Raw genomic sequence first — 22,415 nt, 5'->3', positions numbered from 1 at the left:
ACGGCCGGGCCGCCTCCCGGGAGGGGAGGCGGACCCGGCCGTCCGTCAGAAGTACAAGTCGCTGGTGGTGATCAGCGCTTCGAGTACTGGGGAGCCTTACGGGCCTTCTTGAGGCCGTACTTCTTGCTCTCCTTGACCCGGGCGTCACGGGTCAGGAAGCCGGCCTTCTTCAGGGCCGGGCGGTCGTCGGGCTCGTTGACGATCAGCGCCCGGGCGATGGCGAGCCGCAGCGCGCCGGCCTGGCCGGTGGTGCCGCCGCCCCGCAGGTTGGCGATCACGTCGAACGCCTCGGGCTTCTCGGCGGTGACCAGCGGGTCCTTGATGAGCTGCTGGTGCACCTTGCTCGGGAAGTAGGCCTCGAGGTCACGGCCGTTGCAGGTGATCTTGCCACTGCCGGGGACGATCCGGACCCGGACGATGGCTTCCTTGCGCCGACCCACGGTCTGGATCGGGCGGTCACCGCGGGGCGCGCGCGCGACGGGCGCCGGCGCCTCGGTGGCCTCGGGGGCGACCTCGGTCTCGGTGATGTCGGTCATGCTGCTTCCTTCGCCCGCGCTCACTGCGCGATCTGCTTGATCTCGAACGGCGCCGGCTGCTGCGCGCCGTGCGGGTGCTCGGCACCGGCGTAGACCTTCAGCTTCTTGAGGAGCTGACGGCCCAGCTTGTTGTGCGGGAGCATGCCCTTCACGGCCAGCTCGATGGCCCGCTCGGGCCGCTTGGTGAGCAGCTCGTCGTAGCCGACCCGCTTCAGACCACCCGGGTAACCGGAGTGGCGGTAAGCGACCTTGGTCTGGCGCTTGTTGCCGGTCAGCGCGACCTTGCCCGCGTTCACGATGACGACGAAGTCGCCCGTGTCGACGTGCGGCGCGAAAGTCGGCTTGTGCTTGCCACGCAGCAGCGTGGCGGCGTGGGTCGCCAGGCGGCCCAGCACGACATCAGAGGCGTCGATGACGTGCCACTGACGCTCGATCTCACCCGGCTTCGGGCTGTACGTACGCACAGGTCTACCTTGTCTCGTCGTCGGTCTGGGGTCGCGCGCCGAGGTAACCGGGGCTTCCCAGTCGAACCAGCGCGCACGAACGACCAAGCGTACCTGATGCGGCACGCCTAAGAATGTCGTACAACAGCAGGCAACGATACCCGGCCGCCCGGTGGCAGGTCAAAACGGGGTCGCACCACGCGTGGCCTGCGCGTTTTCCATGGCGCGGGTCACACGCCGGCCAGCCTACGCGGCCCGGGTCGGAGGTAGACCACCCAGGTCACCAGGAAGCAGAGCGCGTACCAGCCGATGAAGGCCAGGTAAGCGGCGTCGGCGGTGCCGGAGGTCAGGAACGACTGCCGGAACGCCACGTTCACCAGCACCCCGCCGGAGGCACCGACCGCGCCGGCGATGCCGATCAGCGCACCGGAGAGCCGGCGGGCCCGCCGCCGCGCCGCCTCCGGGTCGCCGGTCCGCTCCGTCTCGGCCGCCGCCCGGGCCCGGAAGATCGCCGGGATCATCTTGTACGTCGAACCGTTGCCGATCCCGGAGAAGACGAAGAGCGCCAGGAACCCGACCAGGTAGAGCGGGAAGGACCGGTCCCGGGCCGCGTACAGCACCAGCGCGGCGCCGCCGGCCATCGCCACGAAGTTCCAGAACGTGACCCGGGCCCCGCCGAGCCGGTCGGCCAGCTGACCGCCGAGCGGCCGGACCAGCGAGCCGACCAGCGGCCCGAGGAAGGTCAGCCAGGCGGCGTCGACCGGGGTGGGGAACCGGTCGTGGAACTGGAGCTGGAGCACCTGGCCGAAGGCGAAGCCGAAACCGATGAACGAGCCGAACGTGCCGACGTAGAGCAGCGACATCACCCAGGTGTGCGGGTCCCGGGCCGCCGCCCGCAGCGCGCCCGGCTCGTTGCGCGCCCCGGGCACGTTGTCCAGCCAGCGGGCCGCGGCCAGCGCGGCGAGCACGATCAGCGGCAGGTAGACCGCCGGCACCAGCCGGGGGTACGCGGCGCCCGCGACGCCCAGCACCGCCAGCCCGACGAGCTGCACGGCCGGCACGCCGAGGTTGCCGCCGCCGGCGTTGAGCCCCAGCGCCCGGCCCTTGAGCCGGTCCGGGAAGAACAGGTTGATGTTGGCCATGGAGGAGGCGAAGTTGCCGCCGCCCACGCCGGACAGGCAGGCCAGCACCATCAGCGTGGCGTACGACACCCCGGGCTCGATCAGCACCGCCATCGGCACCGCCGGCACGAGCAGGAGCAGGGCGCTCACGATGGTCCAGTTCCGGCCGCCGAACCGGGCCACGGCGAGCGTGTACGGCAGCCGCAGCACCGCCCCCAGCGCGGCCGGCACGGCGGTGAGCAGGAACTTCCCGGCCGGGTCGATGCCGTACTCCGGGCCGAGGAAGAGCACCACCACCGACCAGAGGCTCCACACGGAGAAGCCGACGTGTTCGGCGAAGATCGAGACGTACAGGTTGCGCCGGGCCACCCGGGCGCCGCCGGCGGCCCAGAACGCCGGGTCCTCGGGACGCCATTCGGTGATCCGCCCGGGCCGGCCGGTGGCGACCGGCGCCGGGGTCGTGGTGGTGCTGGTGGCGAGCGTGCTCACGGCGGCTCCTCCTCGTCGGTGACGAGGGGGACGCTAGGAACGGCCGGTTTCCCCGGGGTGCCCCGCGCGCGTCGGTCCGGAAACGGAGATCGCACGGCCGCCGGGCGGCGGCGGTGAGGCGGTCACAGCTCCTGGAGGATGCGCAGCGCCCGGCCGACCCGCTGCATGGTCTCGGTGTCGGCCACGTCCACGCACTCGCTGAACCACTTCTTCATCGGCGAGGAGAGCCGGTCGGGCATCACCACGAAGCCGCCCATCCGGACGGCCAGCGGCGAGTCGCGCAACAGCGACTCCTCGACCACCTCGGCTACGATCACGATCGGCACGTCGGTGGAGTTGTAGACGTCGGAGCTGATGACCAGGCCGAACCGTTCCCGGGCGCCGGAGATGCGCCAGACCTCTCCCCTACGCAGCACGCGGGCGCCCACCGCCGAACAGGGCGTCGTCGACCAGCGCGGCCTCCTGGGCGTCGGCCAGGGCGGCGGATTCGAGGTCCAGGCCGGCACGGCTGACGGCGGCGGCGTGCGCGGTGAAGACCTCGCGCAGCGCCTTCTCCCGGGCGGCCTGGTCCATCCAGGCGGAGAGGGACAGGCCCTCCCGCTTGGCGAACCGGCGCGCCTCCTCGATCGTCTCGTCGGAGAACGACAACGTCACCTTGGCGGTCATGCCGGAGAGATTACCCATAGGTATGACCACCAGTCATCCCCGCGCGCGCCCACCGGCGAACCGGACAGCCGACCTCATCCCGGACGGTGGCCGCCGAAGACGGCGAACCGCCACTCCTTGAAGAAGCAGTCCACGTCGACCAGGCCCGCCTCGGCGAGCCAGCGACACTGCTCGGCCACGGTCGCCGGGCGGTCGTGCCGCATCCGCTGCCGCGCGGCGGCGATCTCGGCGGCGTCGGAGCCCCGCTCGGTGATCCGCGCCGTCCACACCTCGTCGTAACGCCGGTCGAGCGCCGGGGTGGGGCCGGCCACCTGCTCGGCGTTGACGAACACCCCGCCCGGCGTCAGCGCGTCCACCACCCGGCGGTAGAGCGCCCGCTTGCCGTCGTCGTCGAGGTGGTGGACGGCCAGCGCGGAGACCACCGCGTCGTACCGCCCGGCGGGCAGGGGGTCGCCCAGGTCGGCGTGGACCGTGCGGTGCGGCACGCCCCGGGCGGCCAGGTGGCCGGTGGCCACCGCCAGCATCGCGGGCGCGCCGTCGACCAGCGTCAGCCGGACGCCGGGGACCGCGGCGGCCAGCAGCAGGGAGAGCAGGCCGGTGCCCGCCCCGAGGTCCAGCACCTCGGGGGTACGCCCGGCGGCGAGCGCCGTTCGCAACGGTGGCGCGGCCACCTCGACGGCGGTGCCGTAGAAGGCGTCGAAGCACGGCACCAGCCGTCGCCGGGCCTGGTCGTAGGTGCCCGCCACCGCGTCGAACGCGTCCGTCACGCTCACGATTGTCTCCCATTATATGGAACAACTTTCCCATATTCTAAACCCGACGATTCGGCCCGTCACCCCCGTGCGGTGTGAGGCGCTCTTGACAGGACCGAAACAGAAGGGACCCGGACCGGAAACCGCCCGCCGGCACGCTTTTCCGACATGACAGACGGTGCACGCACGGCGACGCGAACGGGGGTACGTCCCCGGGAGGTCGCCACGCACTGCCCGTACTGCGCGCTCCAGTGCGGCATGACGCTTCGGGCGACCGGCGACCGCGTCGAGGTGGCCCCCCGGGACTTCCCCACCAACCGGGGTGGGTTGTGCCAGAAGGGCTGGACCGCCGCCGAGCTGCTCGACCACCCGGAGCGACTGACCACCCCGCTGCTGCGGGACCGGCCCGGCGCAGCGCTGCGCCCGGCCGGGTGGGACGAGGCGCTGGACCGGATCGTCGCCGGGCTGGGAGCGGTCCGGGACCGGCACGGGCCGGACGCGGTCGCGGTCTTCGGCGGCGGCGGGCTGACCAACGAGAAGGCGTACGCGCTGGGCCGCTTCGCCCGGGTCACGCTGCGCACCCGGCACATCGACTACAACGGCCGCTGGTGCATGTCGTCGGCCGCCGCCGCCGGCAACCGCGCCTTCGGCGTCGACCGGGGACTGCCGTTCCCGCTCGCCGACCTCGGCCGGGCGGACACGCTGCTGCTGGTCGGCGCGAACCCGGCCGAGACCATGCCGCCGCTCATGCGCCACGTCACCGAGCTGCGGGAACGCGGCGGCCGGCTGATCGTGGTCGACCCCCGGGCCACCGCCACCGCCCGCCAGGCCGACCTGCACCTGCAACCGCTGCCCGGCACCGACCTGGCGGTGGCGAACGCGCTGCTGCACGTCGCACTCACCGAGGGCCTCGTCGACCGGACGTACGTGGCGGCCCGGACCACCGGTTTCGACGAGGTCCGGCGGACCGTGGCCGGCTACTGGCCGGCGGCTGTGGAACGGCTCTCCGGCGTGCCGGCGGCCGACCTGGAGGCCACCGCCCGCGCACTGGCCACGGTGGACCGGGCGATCATCCTCACCGCCCGGGGCGCCGAGCAGCACGCCAAGGGCGTCGACACGGTCACCGCCTTCGTCAACCTGGCGCTCGCCCTGGGCCTGCCCGGGCGTCCCGGCTCCGGCTACGGCTGCCTGACCGGGCAGGGCAACGGGCAGGGCGGACGGGAACACGGGCAGAAGGCCGACCAGCTCCCCGGCTACCGGCGGATCGACGACCCGGCGGCCCGGGAGCACGTGGCCCGGGTGTGGGGCGTCGACCCGGCCACGCTGCCGGGACCGGGCGTGCCGGCCTACCAACTGCTCGACTCGCTCGGCACCCCGGCCGGGCCGAGGGCGTTGCTGGTCTTCGGCTCCAACCCGGTCGTCTCCGCCCCGCGCGCGGCCCGGATCGAGTCCCGGCTGCGCGACCTGGACCTGCTCGTGGTCGCCGACCTGCTCCGCTCGGAGACGGCCGAGTTGGCCGACGTGGTGCTGCCGGTGACCCAGTGGGCCGAGGAGGACGGCACGATGACCAACCTGGAGGGTCGGGTGCTGCGCCGCCGCGCGCTGCGGGAACCGCCCGTCGGCGTCCGCAGCGACCTGGAGATCCTCGCCGCGCTCGCCGACCGGCTGCCCGGCGCGACACCGCTGCCGAGCGATCCGCGCGAGGTGTTCGAGGAACTGCGCCGGGCCTCGGCCGGCGGCCCGGCCGACTACGCCGGGATCACCTGGGACCGGATCGACGCCGACACCGGCGTCTTCTGGCCCTGCCCGGACCCCGACGGGCCGGACCACCCCCGGCTCTTCACCGACCGGTTCCCCACCCCGGACGGCCTGGCCCGGTTCCACCCGGTGGCCCACCGCCCGGCCGCCGAGCCGGTCTGCGCCGACTACCCGCTGCACCTCACCACCGGGCGGGTGCTGGCCCAGTACCAGTCCGGCACCCAGACCAGGCGCGTTTCCGCGTTGCGCCGGGCCGCCCCCGGTGGCTTCGTGGAGCTGCACCCCGACCTGGCCGCCCGGCTCGGCGTGGCCGACGGCACGCCGGTCCGCGTGGTCTCCCGCCGGGGCGAGCTGCGCGCGCCGGCCCGGCTCACCCCGACGATCCGGCCGGACACCGTCTTCGCGCCGTTCCACTGGCCCGGCGCGGCCCGGGCCAACTCGGTCACCAACGACGCGCTCGACCCGGTCTCCGGGATGCCCGAGTTCAAGATCTGCGCGGTCCGGGTGGAGCCGGCATGACCGCCCGGATCGTGGTCGTCGGGTACGGCATGGCCGGGGCCCGCCTCGTCGCCGAGCTGCACGCGCGCGACGGCGACCACCGGGTCACCGTGCTCGGGGCGGAGCCGCACCGCGCGTACAACCGGATCATGCTCTCCACCCTGCTCGCCGGCCGGATCGACGAGCCGGACCTGGAACTGGTCGAGGCCGTCGGCCCGGGCGTGGACGTGCGGACCGGCGCGCCGGTCACCGCGATCGACCGGACCGCCCGGGAGGTGCGCACCGCCGACGGCGCCCGGCACGGCTACGACCACCTGGTGCTCGCCACCGGCAGCCGGTCCGTGGTGCCGCCGCTGCCCGGGCTCGACCCGCTGCCGGACCGGGTGGTCCCGTTCCGCACGCTGGCCGACTGCCGGCGGATCCTCGCCGCCGCCCGGGACGCGCGCCACGCCCTCGTGCTCGGCGGCGGGCTGCTCGGGCTGGAGGCGGCCCGCGGGCTCGCCGCCCGGGGCGTCGCCGTGACCGTGGTCCACCCGGTCGGCCACCTGATGGAACGCCAGCTCGACCCGCCGGCCGGAGCGGTCCTCGTGGACACCCTCGCCGCGCTGGGCGTCCGGGTCCGGTTGGGCGTCCCCGCCACCGGGGTCACCGCCGACGCCGACGGCGTCCGCCTGCGCCTGGGCGACGACGAGTCGGTCGCCGCCGACCTGCTGGTGCTCTGCTGCGGCGTCCGCCCCGACACCGCGCTGGCCGCGGCCGCCGGGCTGGCCGTCGACCGGGGCGTGGTGGTGGACGACCGGATGCGGACCGACGACCGGCGCATCTCGGCGATCGGCGACTGCGCCCAGCACGACGGCACGCCGACCGGGCTCGTCGCGCCGGCCTGGGCGCAGGCCCGGGTGGTCGCCGACCTGCTGACCGGCGGCGACCCGCTGGTCCGCTACCGGCCCCGACCGGTGGTGACCCGGCTCAAGGCCGCCGGCATCGACCTGGCCTCGATGGGCGACGTGGCCGGAGTCCCGACCGGGACCGGGCCGGTCGAGGAGCTGACGTTCACCGACCCCGCGCGGGGCACCTACGCCCGGCTGCGGATCCGCGACGAGCGCCTGACCGGGGCGATCCTGCTCGGCGACAACCCGACGGTCGGCACGGTGGTGCAGCTCTTCGACCGGGGCGCGCCGGTGCCGACGGACCGGCGCGCGCTGCTGCTCGGCCGCGCGGTCGGCGCCGCCCCGGCCGAACCGGCCGCGTCCCCGGCGCTGATGCCGGACGCCGCCGTCGTCTGCCGGTGCAACGACGTGAGCAAGGGTGCGCTGGTCGCCTGCTGGCGCGCGGGCGCCCGGAGCGTCACCGCGCTGTCCGCCGCGACCCGCGCCGCCACCGGCTGCGGCGGCTGCCGGGACGCGGTCGCCGGCATCGCCGGTTGGCTCGCCGAGGCGGACCCGCCCGGCTCGGACCCCGCACCCGTCGACGCGGCCGGTGACCGGGGCCGCGGCGCGGCCGGGACCGATCATCCCCACACCCGGGGCACGGACGGCGGCGGGTCCGGCCGGGAACGGAACTCGGTGACGGACCGCGAAACGGTGGAGGCGACGCGATGAGCGAGCGGATCGGCAGGCTGGTGGTCGTCGGCAACGGCATGGTCGGGCAGCGCTTCGTCGAGGCGCTGCGGACCCGCGACCGGGACGGGCGGTGGCGGGTCACGGTGCTCGCCGAGGAGCGCCGTCCGGCGTACGACCGGGTGCGGCTCTCCGCGCTCTTCGACGGGGTGGACGCGGACGAGCTGAGCCTGCACACCCCCGACGACGGGGTGGAGCTGCGGCTGGGCGAACCGGTCACCGGCGTCGACCGGGCCCGCCGGGTGGTGACGACGGCGGACGGCGAGTACCCCTACGACGCGCTGGTGCTGGCCACCGGGTCGTACCCCTTCGTCCCGCCGGTCGACGGCACGGACCTGCCGGGGGTCTTCGTCTACCGGACGCTGGACGACCTGGCCGCGATCCGGGAGCACGCCCGGGGCCGGCGGACCGGCGCGGTGATCGGTGGCGGCCTGCTCGGCCTGGAGGCGGCCAACGCGCTGCGGCTGCTCGGGCTCGCCACCAGCGTGGTCGAGTTCGCGCCCCGGCTGATGCCGGTGCAGGTGGACGAGGCGGGCGGGGCCATGCTCCGCCGGTACGTCGAGGAGCTGGGCGTCACGTCGTACCTCGGGGTGGCCACCACGGCGCTGCGTCCCGGGCCGGACGGCACGGTGGCCGCGCTGTCGCTCGCGGACGGCCGCACGGTCGACGCGGAGCTGGTGGTGGTGGCCGCCGGGATCCGGCCCCGGGACGAGCTGGCCCGGGCGGCCGGGCTGCCGGTCGGCCCGCGCGGCGGCGTGCTGGTGGACGCGGCCTGCCGGACCGCCGACGAGCGGATCTGGGCGGTCGGCGAGTGCGCCGCGGTGGACGGCGCCTGTCACGGCCTGGTCGCGCCCGGCTACGCGACCGCCGAGGTGGTCGCCGACCGGCTGCTCGGTGGGGCGGCCACGTTCCCCGGCGCGGACACCGCGACCAAGCTCAAGCTGCTCGGCGTGGACGTGGCGTCGTTCGGCGACGCCCATGGGGTCACCCCCGGCTGCCTCGACGTGACGTTCACCGACCCGGTCACCCGCTCGTACGCGAAGCTGGTCCTCTCCGACGACGCGCGGACGCTGCTCGGCGGCGTGCTGGTCGGGGACGCGAGCGCCTACCCGACGTTGCGGGCGAGCGTCGGCGGGCCGCTGCCCGCTCCCCCGTTGGCGCTGCTCGCGCCCACCGGCGGCGCGGGCGCCGGCGCGCTGCCCGCCGCCGCCCAGGTCTGCTCCTGCAACGCGGTCACCCGGGCCGACCTGGACGCGGCGATCGCCGGTGGGGCCACCGACGTGCCGGCGCTGAAGGCGTGCACCCGGGCGGGCACCAGCTGCGGCTCCTGCGTGCCGATGCTCAAGCAGCTGCTGGACGCCGCCGGGGTACGCCAGTCCCGCGCGCTCTGCGAGCACTTCGACCTCACCCGGCAGGAGCTGTTCGACCTCATCCGGGTGCGCGGCATCCGCACGTTCTCCCGGCTCGTCGCCGAGCACGGGCGCGGGCGCGGCTGCGACATCTGCAAGCCGGTGGTGGCCTCGATCCTGGCCTCCCTCGGCACCGGCCACGTGCTCGACGGCGAGGCGGCGTCGCTGCAGGACACCAACGACCACTTCCTGGCCAACCTGCAACGCGACGGCAGCTACTCGGTGGTGCCCCGGATACCCGGTGGCGAGATCACCCCGGAGAAGCTGATCGCGATCGGCGAGGTGGCCCGGGACTTCCGGCTCTACACCAAGATCACCGGAGGGCAGCGGATCGACCTGTTCGGCGCGCGGGTCGACCAGCTGCCGCAGATCTGGCGCCGGCTGGTCGACGCGGGCTTCGAGTCCGGTCACGCGTACGGCAAGGCGCTGCGCACGGTGAAGTCCTGCGTCGGCGACACCTGGTGCCGGTACGGGGTGCAGGACTCGGTCGGGCTGGCCGTCGCGCTGGAGCTGCGCTACCGGGGCCTGCGTGCCCCGCACAAACTCAAGTCGGCGGTCTCCGGCTGCGCCCGCGAGTGCGCCGAGGCGCGGAGCAAGGACTTCGGCGTGATCGCCACCGAAACCGGCTGGAACCTCTACGTCGGCGGCAACGGCGGCTTCCGGCCCCGGCACGCCGACCTGTTCGCCACCGACCTGGGCACCGGGGAGTTGGTCACGCTGATCGACCGGTTCCTCATGTACTACGTCCGCACCGCCGACCGGTTGCAGCGCACCGCCGCCTGGATCGAGGCCATGGACGGCGGCCTCGACCACCTCCGGTCGGTGCTCGTGGACGACTCGCTGGGCCTCTGCGCCGACCTCGACGCGGCCATGGCCCGGCACGTCGCCGGCTACTCCGACGAGTGGCGGGACGTGCTGGAGGACCCGGACCGGCTGCGCCGCTTCACCTCGTTCGTCAACGCGCCGGACGTGCCCGACCCGTCCATCACCTTCGCGGTCGAACGCGGCCAGCCGGTGCCGGCCCGGGGCGCGCCGCCGGGCGGCCACCGGCAACCGGTCGTGCTGGGCCTGCCGGAGGTGCGGCGATGAGCCCGACCGTGACGCTCGGCTGGACGCCGGTCTGCCCGCCGGACCGGCTCGACCTCGACCGGGGCGTCGCCGCGCTCGTCGACGGCGTGCAGGTCGCGCTCTTCCGCACCGCCGCCGGGCTGTTCGCGGTGGACAACCTGGACCCGGTCGGTGGCGCGTACGTGATGTCCCGGGGCCTGGTCGGCAGCCGGGGCGGGGTGCCGACGCTCGCCTCCCCCCTGCACAAGCAGGTGTACGACCTCACCACCGGGCGCTGCCTGGACCTGCCCGGGGTGACGCTGCGGCGGCACCGGGCGCGCTGCCGGGACGGCCTGGTCGAGGTGCGGTTGCGGCAGGAGGAATGATGCGCGACGAGCTGGCCGGCTTCACCATCGGGGTCACCGCGGACCGGCGCCGCGACGAGCTGGCCGCCCTGCTCCAGCGGCGCGGCGCGCGGGTGGTCCTCGCCCCGGCGCTGCGGATCGTGCCGCTCGCCGACGACACCGACCTGCGTGAGGCCACCCGGGCCTGCCTGGCGCACCCGCCGGACGTGCTGATGGCCAACACGGGCATCGGGATGCGGGGCTGGTTGGAGGCCGCCGAGGGGTGGGGGCTGGCCGAGCCGCTGCGCGCCACCCTCGCCCGCGCCTACGTGGTGTCCCGCGGACCCAAGGCGACCGGGGCGATCCGTGCCGCCGGGCTGCGCGAGCACTGGTCGCCCGCGTCGGAGAGCTGCGACGAGGTGGTCGAGCACCTGGTCCGGCGCGGCGTCGCCGGCCAGGTGGTGGCGCTGCAACTGCACGGTGACCGGCAGCCGGAGTGCACCGAGGCGCTGGTCACGGCCGGGGCGACGGTGATCGAGGTGCCGGTCTACCGCTGGGCGCCGCCGGCCGACCCGGCGCCGTTGCACCGGCTCATCGACCTGGTCGCGGGACGGCTGGTCGACGCCGTCACGTTCACCTCCGCGCCGGCGGCCGAGGCCCTGCTGCGGGCGGCCGGGGACCGCGCCGAGACGGTGCTGGAGGCGCTGCGCGGCGACGTGCTGGCCGGATGCGTCGGCACGGTCACCGCCGAGCCGCTGGTGCGGCGGGGGGTGCCGGTGAGCGCGCCGAGCCGGGCCCGGCTGGGTGCCCTGGTGCGCACGATCGTCGAGGAGCTGCCCCGGCGTACCGTCTCGGTGAAGGCGGCCGGGCACGTGCTCACGCTGCGCGGACACGCCGCGGTGGTCGACGGCGAGCTGCGCCCGCTGGCGCCGGCTCCGATGGCGGTGCTGCGGGCGCTCGCGGCGTCGCCCGGGAAGGTGCTGTCGCGCACCGCGCTGCTGCGCACGCTGCCGCGCGGCGCCGACGAGCACGCGGTGGAGATGGCGGTCGCCCGCCTGCGGGTCGGCCTGAAGGCCCCCCGCGTGGTGCAGACGGTGGTCAAGCGCGGCTACCGCCTGCGGGTCGACTGACCCGCAGGCGGTCTCAGCCGACCGAGGCCGGGAAGCCGTGCTCGGCCTGGAGCCGGAGCATGGCGTGCTCCACCACCGTGACCAGCACCTGCTTGACCGACTCCCGCCGCCGGGCGTCGCACATCACCAGCGGCACGTCCGGCGAGATGGCCAGCGCCTCCCGGATCTCCTCCAGCTCGTAGTGCGGCGCGTCGTCGAAGCGGTTCAGCGCCACCACGTACGGCAGCTTGCGGTTCTCGAAGTAGTCCAGCGGCGCGAACGCGTCGGTGATCCGGCGGGTGTCCACCAGCACCGCCGCGCCCACCGCGCCCCGGATGATCTCGTCCCACATGAACCAGAACCGGGTCTGGCCGGGGGTGCCGAAGAGGTAGAGGATCAGGTCCTCGGCCATGGTGATACGCCCGAAGTCCATGGCGACCGTGGTGGTCTCCTTGCCCGGCACCTTCGACGGGTCGTCGATGCCCACCCCGGCCGCGGTCATCAGGGCCTCGGTGGTCAGCGGCTGGATCTCGGAGATCGCCCCGACCAGGGTGGTCTTGCCCACCCCGAAGCCGCCCGCGATCACGATCTTCGCGGAGATGATCTCCCGGCCGCGGTTCGCCCCGTCGGGGTCATAGTTCGCGAAGTCCACTTAGCACCCTTCCAAGCAGGTTCATGCGCGCCGCGAAGCCCGTCGCGGGAGCGGCAGTGTGTAGCGTCAGCAGGCCCTCGGCCACCATGTCGGCGACCAGCACCCGGGTGACGCCCAGCGGCATCCGGGTGTAAGCGGCGATTTCCGCCAGCGACTGTGCCCGGCCCTCACAGACCGAGGAGATGCGGTACTTGTCGTGCCCGGCGAAGCGCGCCTCGGCCGACTGCGTCGGCGTGCTGGACAGCACCGCCTCGAGCGCGATGTTCTGCAACGGCTCGGTGCGGCCCCGGGTGACCGCGTACGGTCGCACCAGCGCGCCACGCGGATCACGTCGCGGTTCCAACTCGCGATCACCTCCCCTCGTACGGAGCCGAAGCGGCTCCGGATCACCAGGTCGACCGGCCCGGTCAGGACCGGACGGCGTCCCTCGGCAACGGGACCAACGCCTGGCCGACCCGCTCCACCAGCAGTGCCATCTCGTAGCCCACCTGACCGACGTCGCAGCTGCGCGCCGCGAGCACGGCCATCGACGAGCCGTCGCTGATGGACATCAGGAACAGGTATCCGCTGTCCATCTCGATCACGGTCTGCAACACCCCGCCGGCGCTGAACATCCGCGCCGCGCCCTCGGTCAGGCTCACCACGCCGGAGGTGATCGCGGCCAGCTGGTCGGCCCGGTCCCCGGGGAGGTCCCGGGAGGAGGCGAGCAGCAACCCGTCCGCGGACACCGCCACCACGTGGGCGATGCCGGCCACGCTGTCGGCGAAGTTGGTGAGCAGCCAACCCATGTCCTGCATGGCAGCCGGCCTGTTCATCGGTTCGTCTCCTTGGTCGAGGTGCTGGTCGGGTCGGCGCCGGCCGTACGGCCCCGCTGGACGCCGCGGTGGTACGCGGAGAGCAGCCCCCGCACTTCGTCCGGGGTACGTCGGCTGCGGTCCCGCCCGCTCTTCGGTTCGATCCCACCGGGCACGAGCTGGGCCTGCGGCACGCGCTTGGGCAGGCCGGAGCGGGTGGTGCCGCCGGTGGTGGGCTCGGCGGCCCGGCTGGCCCGGGTCCACCCCTCGTCGGCCGCCGTCCGCCAGGCCTCCGGGTCGACGGGCGAGGCGGGCGCGGGGGCCGGCGACACCGGGTTCGCCGGCGGCGGGGCCGCCGCGGCGGGCCGGGTGGGCGGCACCGGCGGCGGGCTGTACGGCGGCGGCGTGGTGATCCCGGCCGCCTGGGCGCCGGGGGTGCGGGTGGGCAGCGGCGGTCGCGTCGCGGCAGTGGGCTGCATCGACGCGGCCGGCTCCGGCACTGCGGGCGGCACCGGTGCGGGTGACGGCGCCGCCGGCTGCGTCGGTGCGGGCGGCTCGTCGAACCGGGGCCGGGTGAAGATGGTGGTCTCGTCCTCTCCGTGTGAGCGGAACCAGACCGCCTCCATCTCCCGGAATATCGGCGCCTCGGCCGGCCGTTCCGGCCGGGCCACCACCGGTGCGGCCGGGGTGGGCTCCGCCGGTGGCGGCACGGCCAGCGGCTGGTAGGCCGGCGGTGCCGCGGTGGCCGCCGTGTCGCTGCTCGGTGCCCGCTGCGGCAGCGGGTCCAGAGCGGGGTACGCGACCGTCGGCCCACCCGCCGACCAGCCGGCGCCGGACACCGGCGTGGGCGCGGTCGTCGGCGCGGCGGCAACCGGGCTGGAGACGGTGGGCATCGCGCCGGTCGCCCCGCCGAGGTGCACGACCGGCGCGGCGGTGTCCCGCGCCTCGGCCGGGGCCTGCCAGCGGGCGGGCGGTGGGGTGGTCGCCCCGCGCCACTGCTCGGCGAGGGTCGCGGTCGCGCCCCGGCCGGCGCCGGCCAGCGCGTCGGCGGCGCCGACCTGGCTCAACGGCGACTGCTCCACGGCGAGCGGCTGACGCGGCCGGGTCAGCGGGGCCTGGCCCCGGTTGACCGGCAGCACCACGGTGGGGTTCGGCAGCGTCACCTGGGCGACCGTGCCGCCCTCGACGTTGCGGCGCAGCTCGACCCGGATCCCGTAGCGGGAGGCGAGCCGGCTGACCACGGCCAGGCCCATCAGCCGGAACGCGGCCACGTCGACGGTCGGCGGCGCGGCCAGGCGTCGGTTGAGCGAGTCGAGCTGCTCGTCGCTGAGGCCGAGACCCCGGTCCTCGATCTGGATCAGCACGTAGTCGCGGATCCGGCGACCGTCGGCCACCACGGAGGTGTTCGGCGGCGAGAACCGGGTGGCGTTGTCGAGCAGCTCGGCCACCAGGCGGACCACGTCGTTGACGGCGTGCGCGGCGACCGAGATGTCGGTGTCGACCGTGCCGAACTCGATCCGGTTGTAGAGCTCCACCTCGGACTGGGCGGCGCGCAGCACGTCGACCAGGAGCGCGTCGTCGCGGCGCGGCACCGCCGAGTCGGCCCCGGCCAGGACCAGCAGGTTCTCGTCGTTGCGGCGCATCCGGGTGGCCAGGTGGTCCAGCTCGAAGAGCTGGGCCAGCCGCTTCGGGTCCTCCTCGCCGCGCTCGATCGCGTCCAGCTCGCCGATCATCCGGTCGACCAGGCTCTGCGAGCGGCGGGCCAGGTTGAGGAACATCGCCGAGACGCTGGTCCGCAGCGCGGCCTGCTCGGCCGCGACCCGGACCGCCTCGCGGTGGACCACGTTGAAGGCCACCGCCACCTGGCCGACCTCGTCCCGGTTGGACAGCTTGATCGGGTCGCGGACCTGCTGGACGATCTCGTCCACGCCGCCGTCGCCGATGGCGTTGACGTTCTGCAGCCGGCTCACCGCGTCCGGCAGGTCGTGGTTGGCCACCGAGAGCGCGCCCTCACGCAGCCGGCGCAGCGAGTCGTTGAGCGAGCGGGCGAGCACCACCGCGAGCGTGACGGCGACGGCCAGGGTGAGCAGCACGAGCAGGCTCTCCACGAAGGCCTGCCGGATCACGTCCGCGCGCACCGCGTCGGCGTCGGCCAGCAGCTCGTCCAGGAGCTGGATCTCCGCCCACCGCATCAGGTCGTCGACCGCGCCGATGGCGGCGGACGCCTCGTCCCGGGTGACCTGCGTGGGCTTGCCGACCGACCGGGACAGGTCGTTGGCGACCCGGTCGGCGAGCTGGACCGCGTCGCCGGAGACGGTGCGGTCCACCAGGCCCCGCTGTTCCGGCGCGGCGGCCCGGGAGAAGGCGAGCAGCGCCTCCTGCTGGCCGGTCAGGGTGGCGACGAAGGAGGAGAACTGCTCCTCGTCGATCCGGCCGCCGGCGGCGAGCGCGGTGAACGCGACCGCCTGCTCCTCCGCGACCTCGGCCTTGGCGTGGGCGAACGCGGCCACCGCCCGGCGGGCGTCGGCGAGGCTCTCCGCGCCGGGCTGCTGGGCCAGCGCGTCGCCGTACGAGACCAGGTCGTCGAGGACGATCCCGTAACGCAGGCTCGCCTCGGCCACCGGCATCTGCAGGCGGTCGAGCACCTCCTGGCGGGTGCCGTTGAGCGTGGCCAGGTGGTCGTCGATCACCTTCAGCCGGTCCCGGATCGCGGCCGACACGTCGCCGAGCTTGTCGCGCTCCTCGCGGTACGCCGCGATCCGCTCGTCCGTGCGGCGCACCCGCAGGTTGTAGTCGTCGGGCTTCTGCTCCGGGTCGGCCAGGAAGGCCGCCGCCGCCATCCGCTCCTTGTGCAGGTCCTGGGTGAGCGCCGAGACGTCGACCGAGACCGCGGTGAGCGCGCGGACCTGGTCCGCCTCGTACGCGCCCTGGCCCACGGAAATGAGTCGGATAGTTGCCAGTGCGATGACAGCGGCTACCGGAACGACCAGGATGAGGGCGAGCTTGGAGCGGATCCGCGCGTCGCGCAGCCTGGGCAGGCGCCGTCGCCGGTTCCGCTGTTCGGCGTTGGGGCTCCCGGGCAGGGTCGTAGGTCCGGTGCTCACGACATCGCCTCCGTCGTTTCTTCCACGCGCGACCCGCTGACCCGTGCCTGGTGCAGCGGCCAGCGCCACGCGCGGCACGGCCGCGATTTCATCAGACGAGATCCTGTTTGGGAAGCCGCAGTGAGGCAGGAAACGGTCGGGGTCGACTCAACCCGAGATCCGATCACCTAATACCTTCTTTTCTCCAACCCCCTGAACAGGGGATGTCACTCCAGAGTGGTCACGCGCATCTGGGCAGTAATTGTCGGTTAACGTTTCGTGTCCCCAGCATGTGGGATGAGCGTCCCGAAACGGCTTCCGGCGTCCGCGCTTGACCACAGGGCCCGGCATTGGCAAGGTTTTGCAGGCTTCGCGCACACCGTACGGCACACCAATCCCGTTCCTCCACTGAGGACGGACGAGCGGCGGTGATCGGGCGTCGACCCGCGCCGCACCTGGAGGACTGAGTTGAGCCCCATCCGCTCCGCGCGCATCGCGGTGCTCGCATCGGCCGTGCTGGCCACCACGCTCACCGGCTGTGGGATCGGCGGGGAACCGCAGGACACCAGCCCGATCGTGATCGCCGCCGACCTCGAACTCTCCGGCGCTTCCGCGCCGATCGGCAAGGTCTACCAAAGGGCTCTGGAACTGAAGGTCGACCAGTTGAACGCCTCGGGCGCGCTGGGTGGCCGGCAGATCAAGCTGAGGGTGAAGGACAACCGCTCCGACGCGGCCGAGTCCTTGCGGAACATCAACGATTTCAGTGGTGACGCACAGGTGAGCGCCGTCATCATGGGCAGTTGCAACGAATGCGCCGTCGGCGCCGCCCGCACGATCGGCGACAAGCGCATTCCCACCATCGCGCTCGCCTCCGCCGGCGCGGTCACCGAGCCGGTCGGCCAGCGCCGATACGTCTTCAAGCTCGCGCCGAATGCGGCCGACAGCGCGGCGGCGCTCACCACCGAACTGAGCCGGCGTCAGATCCGCAAGGTGGCCGTGCTGCACAGCGCCGACGGCTACGGCCAGGAGGGGCTGACCGCGCTGCGGCGCGAGTTCGGCAAGACCTCGGTACGGCTCGTCGGCGCCGAGTCGGTGCGCACCACCGACACCGAGGTGAGCACCCAGATCAGCGACCTGATCGCCAAGAAGCCGCAGGCCCTGGTCCTCTGGACCACGCCGGAGCAGGCGACGCTGGCCGCCACCACCGCCCGGCAGAGCAAGTTCGGCGGCTCGTTCTTCTTCGACGCCTCGGCCGCCGGTGACCTGTTCCTGGGCCCGTCGGCCCGCTCCACCGAGCAGGCCACGCTCATCTTCACCCAGACGATGGTGATCGACGACGTCATCGCCACCACCCCGGCCAAGGCCGCCCGCCGGCAGTGGTTCCAGGACTACACCGCCCGGTTCGGTGGCTACAACGGCTTCTCCTCGTTCGCCGCGGACGCGGTGCAGCTCATCGCCGACGCCGAGCAGCGCGCCGGCGGGAAGCCGGGCGAGGTGAACCGGGACGCGCTGCGCGACGTCCTGGAGACCGCACAGCTCGACGGCCTCTCCGGGCCGATCCGGATGACCCCGGACAACCACTCCGGGCTGATGCCGCAGGCGTTGACGACGCTTGTCGCTCGTGGTGGTCGCTGGCGGCTCGCCGGGTAGTCACCGTGGGGGTGTGGGCCCCGGCGCCGGGGCCCACCTCCCCTCGGGGTGGGTCAGCGGGCGGAGGTGGTGGCCCGGACCCAGGGCAGGGCGAGGCGCTCGATCAGGCTCAGCACCGCGTAGAGCACGATGCTCATCAGCGCCACCAGCACGATGGCCGCCCAGGCGGTCGCGGTGTCGCCGACGCCGTTGTACTGCAGGATCTGGTAGCCCAGGCCGGGCCGGTCCGAGTAGAACTCCCCGATCACCGCGCCGATCGCGGCCAGCGGCATGGCCACCTTGAGGCCGACGAAGATCTGCGGCAGGGCGGCCGGGAAACGCACCTTGCGGAACGACTGCCACCAGGACGCGTTGAGCGACCGGCCCAGCTCCGCCAGGTCGGCCGGGGTGGTGGTCAGCCCGGTGGCGGTGGAGAGCACGATCGGGAAGAAGCAGAGCAGGAACACCATCGTCAGGATGGGTTTCTGGCCGAAACCCACGGCCACCACGAGCAGCGGACCGAAGGCGATCTTCGGGACCGCGTTCACCGCCACCAGCAGCGGCGCGAACATCCGCTCCACCCGGCGGGACGCGGCCAGCGCCATCCCGATCAGCACGCCGACGGCCGCCGAGAGCAGGAAGCCGGCGAGGGTCATCCAGGTGGTGATGCCCAGCGCCGGCAGCAGCACGTCGGTGGTGGCGGCCAGCGAGCGGGCCACGTCCTGCGGCGGCGGCAACGCCACCGGGTGCACCAGGTGCAGCCCCGAGGTGACCAGCCACCAGGCGGCCACCGCGATGACCAGCCCCAGCGCCGGCAACCCGACCGCCGCCGGGCGTACCGCCGGGCCGCGACGGGGCCGCGCGGTCGGGGCCGGCTCCTCCGGCGCCCCCGGCCGGGCCTCGGTCAACTGCGTCAACGTGTCCTCCTCTCTCGGCCGGTCAGGACGACCGGCACGCGAAGGGGGTGCGCCCCACCGGGTGTTCCGGCGGGGCGCACCCCCGTGACCCGAGCCGACCGGTCAGGCCTTCGGCGCGAGGTTGAAGTCGATGATCTGGTCCGGGGTGAGGTTCTGCTTGAGCGCGCCCGCGCCCTGCAGCAGCGCGATGCTCTTGGCCACCCGGCCGCTGTCCAGCGTGCCGATCGCGGTGCCGGAGTTGCTCGACCGGACGTACGCGGCCATCAGCTGCAGCTCCGCGGCGGACGCGCCCGGGTTCGCGGCCGGCACGTTCTTCTTCAGGATCTCGCCCGCCTCCTCCGGGTGCTCCAGGGAGTACTCCAGGCCCTTGAGCAGAGCGGCCGTGAACTTCTTGACCATCTCCGGCTTCTCCTTGGCGATCTTCGTGGAGGTGATCAGCGCGTTGCCGTAGAGGTCCTGCATCACGTTGCTGTAAGGCAGCACGACCGGCTTCTTCTTGGCCACCGCCTCGACCGTCGGCTGGCCGACGACGAACTGGCCGATGCCGTCCACCGAGCCCGAGCCGAGCATGCCGATCAGGCCCTGCGCCTCACCGTTGACCCAGGTCACCTTGCTGCCGTCGATGCCGGCCAGCCGGGCGTACGTCGGGAAGAGGTTGCGCACGACGGAGGTCGGGGTGTCGGCGAGCTTCTTGCCCTCGAGGTCCTTCGGGGTGGCGATGTTCTTGCCCTCGACCGTGACGATGGCCGCCATGGTGCGCTGCTGGATCGCGGCCACCGCGACGAAGTCCTTGGCCTGGCCGTTGCCGAGCTGCAGGATGCCGCCGGTCAGGTCGATCGGGCCGAAGTCGGCCTGACCGCCGGTGATGGTCTGGATGACGGAACCGGTGCCCTGGCCGGGCTTGATGTCGACGTCGAAGCCGGCCTCCTTGAAGAAGCCCTTGTCCTTCGCCACCCAGGCGTAGGAGTCACGGCCGAAGTTGCCGAACGAGGTGAGGTAGGTCACCTTCTCCAGCGCCGCGCCGTTGCCGCCGCCGCCCTCGGACTTGTCCGAGTCGCTGCTGCAGCCGCCGACGAGGGCGAGGGCGGTCGCCAGCGCCGCGGCGGCGACCGTACGGGTCAACCTTCTCATCAGTGCACCATGTCCTTTCCGACCAGGACTTCTTCGCCGGTCGGGTCGTGGGTCCGACGGGGTCGGCAGGAGGGGCAGCCGACTGGACCGTCGTGAGGGGACTCTTCGCGCGCAACAGCGTACGAGAAGGCTGATGACGCGCCGCAACCGTCCGGGTTGCGGAAAGGAAACGAAGTTGCGTGACGGAAAGCGGACTGACGTCCACCCCGGACGGTGCTATAAGCACGATCCCCGCTACGCTAACCCGGCTCACGTTCGCGACGACGGTGGAAGGGAGCCGGCGGGAGATGATCCGACTGTCCGGGGTGTCCCGCACCTTCGACGGCCGTTCGGGGCGGGTGGAGGCACTGCGCGGCATCGACCTCGACGTCGCCGAGGGTGAGTTCGTCGCCGTGCTGGGCCGGTCCGGCTGCGGCAAGTCCACGCTGCTGCGCATGATCGCCGGTCTGCTGCCGGTCACCGCCGGCGAGATCACCGTCGCCGGCACGCCGATCACGAAGCCGCGGCGGGACGTGGCCATGCTGTTCCAGCGGCCGGCCCTGCTGCCCTGGCGCACGGTGCTCGACAACGTCCTGCTGCCGGTGGAGATCTTCGGCTGGAGCCGGGCCAAGCACCGCGACCGGGCCCGCGAGCTGCTGGAGATGGCCGGGCTGGGCGGCTTCGAGAAGCGCCTGCCGCACGAGCTGTCCGGCGGCATGCAGCAGCGCGTCTCGCTCTGCCGGTCGCTGATCGGCTCACCCCGGGTGATGCTGATGGACGAGCCGTTCTCCGCGCTCGACGCGCTGACCCGGGAGGAGCTCTCCGGGGAGCTGCAGCGGGTGCACATGGACACGAAGGCCACCATCGTCTTCGTCACCCACTCGATCGACGAGGCGGTGCTGCTGGCCGATCGCGTGGTCGTGCTCAGCCCCCGCCCCGGCCGGATCCGCGAGGTGGTCGAGGTGACCGTGCCCCGGCCCCGCACCCTGGGCCGGCACGCGCACCTGGCCGACGTCGCGCGGATCAGCGCCGAGCTGCACGAACTGCTGATGGAGCGGGACGCCCCGGGCGTACCCGCGTCGGCCGGCCCGGCGGACTCGCCGGCCGCGTCGACCGAGACGCCGCCGCGGGCCGCGGCGGCGGGAGGACGGTGACCATGCGGGTCTCGGTCTTCACCGAACCCCACCGCGGAGCGGACTACGACGACCAGCTCCGGTTCGCCCGCCTGGTCGAGGAGACCGGCTTCGAGGGCTTCTTCCGGGCCGACCACTACCGGGCCATGGGAGACGAGCCGGCGCTGCCCGGCCCCACCGACGCCTGGCTCACGCTCGCCGCGCTGGCCCGGGAGACCTCCCGGATCCGGCTCGGCACGCTGGTCACCTCGGCGACCTTCCGCCTGCCCGGACCGCTGGCCGTCATGGTCGCCCAGGTCGACCGGATGAGCGGCGGCCGGGTCGAGCTGGGCATCGGCGCCGGCTGGTTCGAGCGCGAGCACACCGCCTACGGCATCCCGTTCCCGCCGGTCAACGAGCGGTTCGACCGCCTGGCCGAGCAGTTGGAGATCGTCACCGGGCTGTGGCGCACCCCGCTCGGCGAGACGTACAGCTTCACCGGCGAGCACTACCGGCTGGCCGACGCGCCCGCGCTGCCCAAGCCGGTGCAGCAGCCCGGCCCGCCGGTGATCGTGGGCGGCCGCGGCCCGAAGCGCACCCCCGAGCTGGCCGCCCGGTACGCCGACGAGTTCAACATGCCGTTCAAGAGCGTCGCCGAGACGGCCGCCGCGTACGAGCGGGTCCGCGAGGCGTGCGACCGCACCGGCCGTGACGCCTCCGGCCGCGCGCCGCTGACGCTCTCCGCCGGCGTCGTGGTGGCGATCGGACGCACCGACGCCGAGGCACGGCGCCGGGCCGCGCCGCTGCACGTCACCAGCGCGCTCCCGCCGGAGGACCCGGTGGTCGGCTCCCCGGCCCAGCTCGTCGACCGGCTCGGCGAGTTCGCCGCGGTCGGGACCACCCGGGTCCACCTGCGGCTGATCGACTTCGACGACCTCGACCACGTGGAGCTGATCGCCGCCGAGGTGCTCCCCCAACTGGACGGACCACGATGACCGACCTCTCCGCCGAACCCGAACTCGGCCCGGTGGGCCAGGAGATCGTCTTCGAGAACGACCGGGTACGCGTCTGGCACATCCGGCTGGAGCCGGGCGAGCGGCAGCCGCTGCATCGGCACGACCACCCGTACCTGGTGGTGGCGGTCCAGGGCGCGAAGAACGTGGTGCAGACGATCGACGGCGTCACGATCGACGCCGACGAGCCCACCGGCGGGGTGGTCTACCGCGACCCGGGCGCGGTGCACATGCTGACCAACGTCGGTGACACCACCTACCTCGCCCGTCTGGTCGAGTTGACGTAGCCACGCCGGCGGGGTTCGCCGCGCCGC

21 protein-coding genes are annotated in these 22,415 nt (G+C 73.7%); 9 read left to right on the top strand and 12 right to left on the bottom strand.

The features are described 5' to 3' along the window. Positions 1-71: 71 nt before the first annotated feature. The 6 genes from rpsI to GA0070622_RS06670 form a co-directional block, all read right to left on the bottom strand. Complete coding sequence (gene rpsI, locus GA0070622_RS06695) at positions 72-536, bottom strand: 30S ribosomal protein S9 (protein ID WP_088998399.1); 465 nt, start codon at positions 534-536, stop codon at positions 72-74. Positions 537-556: 20 nt separating this feature from the next. Further along, a complete protein-coding gene (gene rplM, locus GA0070622_RS06690; RefSeq protein ID WP_091570221.1) occupies positions 557-1,000 on the bottom strand; it encodes a 50S ribosomal protein L13 in 444 nt (147 codons plus the stop codon). Positions 1,001-1,209: 209 nt separating this feature from the next. After that, a complete protein-coding gene (locus tag GA0070622_RS06685; RefSeq protein ID WP_091570217.1) occupies positions 1,210-2,589 on the bottom strand; it encodes an MFS transporter in 1,380 nt (459 codons plus the stop codon). 122 nt (positions 2,590-2,711) lie between these two features. After that, positions 2,712-3,017, bottom strand: a complete 306-nt coding sequence (locus GA0070622_RS06680) for a hypothetical protein (protein WP_172967920.1) — start codon at positions 3,015-3,017, stop codon at positions 2,712-2,714. Further along, on the bottom strand, positions 2,995-3,255 hold the full coding sequence (locus tag GA0070622_RS06675; protein ID WP_176710429.1) for a DUF6364 family protein: 261 nt from the start codon (positions 3,253-3,255) through the stop codon (positions 2,995-2,997). The genes GA0070622_RS06680 and GA0070622_RS06675 overlap by 23 nt, the downstream gene beginning before the upstream one ends. A 74-nt stretch (positions 3,256-3,329) precedes the next feature. Then, entirely contained in the window at positions 3,330-4,028 is a 699-nt protein-coding gene (locus GA0070622_RS06670; protein WP_091570209.1) for a class I SAM-dependent methyltransferase, read from the bottom strand. Between the two features lie 147 nt (positions 4,029-4,175). Between GA0070622_RS06670 and GA0070622_RS06665 the strand changes: the two genes are divergently transcribed. The 5 genes from GA0070622_RS06665 to GA0070622_RS06645 are packed head-to-tail and all read left to right on the top strand — an operon-like array spanning position 4,176 to position 11,812. Next, positions 4,176-6,284, top strand: a complete 2,109-nt coding sequence (locus tag GA0070622_RS06665; protein ID WP_091570205.1) for a molybdopterin oxidoreductase family protein — start codon at positions 4,176-4,178, stop codon at positions 6,282-6,284. Then, positions 6,281-7,864, top strand: coding sequence for an FAD-dependent oxidoreductase (locus tag GA0070622_RS06660; RefSeq protein WP_091570200.1), 1,584 nt, complete (start codon positions 6,281-6,283; stop codon positions 7,862-7,864). Before GA0070622_RS06665 ends, GA0070622_RS06660 begins: the two co-directional genes overlap by 4 nt. After that, on the top strand, positions 7,861-10,380 hold the full coding sequence (gene nirB, locus GA0070622_RS06655) for a nitrite reductase large subunit NirB (RefSeq protein ID WP_091570196.1): 2,520 nt from the start codon (positions 7,861-7,863) through the stop codon (positions 10,378-10,380). The genes GA0070622_RS06660 and nirB overlap by 4 nt, the downstream gene beginning before the upstream one ends. Then, positions 10,377-10,724: a nitrite reductase small subunit NirD gene (gene nirD / locus GA0070622_RS06650; RefSeq protein WP_091570192.1), complete on the top strand. Its 348-nt coding sequence runs from the start codon at positions 10,377-10,379 to the stop codon at positions 10,722-10,724. Before nirB ends, nirD begins: the two co-directional genes overlap by 4 nt. Then, positions 10,724-11,812: a uroporphyrinogen-III synthase gene (locus GA0070622_RS06645; RefSeq protein ID WP_091570188.1), complete on the top strand. Its 1,089-nt coding sequence runs from the start codon at positions 10,724-10,726 to the stop codon at positions 11,810-11,812. Before nirD ends, GA0070622_RS06645 begins: the two co-directional genes overlap by 1 nt. A 13-nt stretch (positions 11,813-11,825) precedes the next feature. Here the strand turns inward: GA0070622_RS06645 and GA0070622_RS06640 are convergent, their stop codons facing one another. From GA0070622_RS06640 to GA0070622_RS06625, 4 genes are all read right to left on the bottom strand, one after another. Then, a complete protein-coding gene (locus tag GA0070622_RS06640) occupies positions 11,826-12,443 on the bottom strand; it encodes a GTP-binding protein (RefSeq protein WP_091570183.1) in 618 nt (205 codons plus the stop codon). Continuing rightward, a complete protein-coding gene (locus GA0070622_RS06635) occupies positions 12,424-12,786 on the bottom strand; it encodes a DUF742 domain-containing protein (protein ID WP_030501578.1) in 363 nt (120 codons plus the stop codon). The genes GA0070622_RS06640 and GA0070622_RS06635 overlap by 20 nt, the downstream gene beginning before the upstream one ends. Positions 12,787-12,850: 64 nt before the next feature. Continuing rightward, positions 12,851-13,258: a roadblock/LC7 domain-containing protein gene (locus tag GA0070622_RS06630; protein WP_013288588.1), complete on the bottom strand. Its 408-nt coding sequence runs from the start codon at positions 13,256-13,258 to the stop codon at positions 12,851-12,853. Then, complete coding sequence (locus GA0070622_RS06625; protein WP_091570178.1) at positions 13,255-16,341, bottom strand: sensor histidine kinase; 3,087 nt, start codon at positions 16,339-16,341, stop codon at positions 13,255-13,257. Before GA0070622_RS06625 ends, GA0070622_RS06630 begins: the two co-directional genes overlap by 4 nt. Before the next feature lie 447 nt (positions 16,342-16,788). On the opposite strand from GA0070622_RS06625, the gene GA0070622_RS06620 reads away from it, so the two are divergent. Beyond that, entirely contained in the window at positions 16,789-17,970 is a 1,182-nt protein-coding gene (locus GA0070622_RS06620) for an ABC transporter substrate-binding protein (RefSeq protein WP_091570173.1), read from the top strand. Between the two features lie 53 nt (positions 17,971-18,023). Here GA0070622_RS06620 and GA0070622_RS06615 read toward each other — a convergent pair whose 3' ends face one another. Both GA0070622_RS06615 and GA0070622_RS06610 read right to left on the bottom strand, forming a co-directional pair. Continuing rightward, complete coding sequence (locus GA0070622_RS06615; protein ID WP_091570168.1) at positions 18,024-18,866, bottom strand: ABC transporter permease; 843 nt, start codon at positions 18,864-18,866, stop codon at positions 18,024-18,026. Between the two features lie 102 nt (positions 18,867-18,968). Then, on the bottom strand, positions 18,969-19,997 hold the full coding sequence (locus GA0070622_RS06610; RefSeq protein WP_091570164.1) for an ABC transporter substrate-binding protein: 1,029 nt from the start codon (positions 19,995-19,997) through the stop codon (positions 18,969-18,971). 287 nt (positions 19,998-20,284) lie between these two features. Here GA0070622_RS06610 and GA0070622_RS06605 point away from each other — a divergent pair, with 287 nt between their 5' ends. Genes GA0070622_RS06605 through GA0070622_RS06595 form a run of 3 tightly spaced genes read left to right on the top strand, consistent with a single transcriptional unit; the run spans position 20,285 to position 22,388 of the window. Next, positions 20,285-21,130 (top strand): ABC transporter ATP-binding protein, encoded by an 846-nt coding sequence (locus GA0070622_RS06605; RefSeq protein ID WP_245666136.1) that lies wholly within the window; start codon positions 20,285-20,287, stop codon positions 21,128-21,130. 2 nt (positions 21,131-21,132) lie between these two features. Beyond that, the gene (locus GA0070622_RS06600) at positions 21,133-22,083 is read left to right on the top strand and encodes an LLM class F420-dependent oxidoreductase (protein ID WP_091570161.1); all 951 of its coding nucleotides are present in this window, start codon (positions 21,133-21,135) and stop codon (positions 22,081-22,083) included. Next, positions 22,080-22,388 carry a cupin domain-containing protein gene (locus GA0070622_RS06595; RefSeq protein WP_091570158.1) on the top strand — a complete coding sequence of 103 codons (309 nt, stop codon included), beginning with the start codon at positions 22,080-22,082 and terminating at the stop codon, positions 22,386-22,388. The genes GA0070622_RS06600 and GA0070622_RS06595 overlap by 4 nt, the downstream gene beginning before the upstream one ends. Positions 22,389-22,415: the final 27 nt, after the last annotated feature.

This window comes from Micromonospora sediminicola (assembly GCF_900089585.1).
Lineage (GTDB): Bacteria > Actinomycetota > Actinomycetes > Mycobacteriales > Micromonosporaceae > Micromonospora > Micromonospora sediminicola.
Note: the sequence above shows the minus strand (reverse complement) of the source record. Positions and strands in the feature narration are given on the sequence as shown.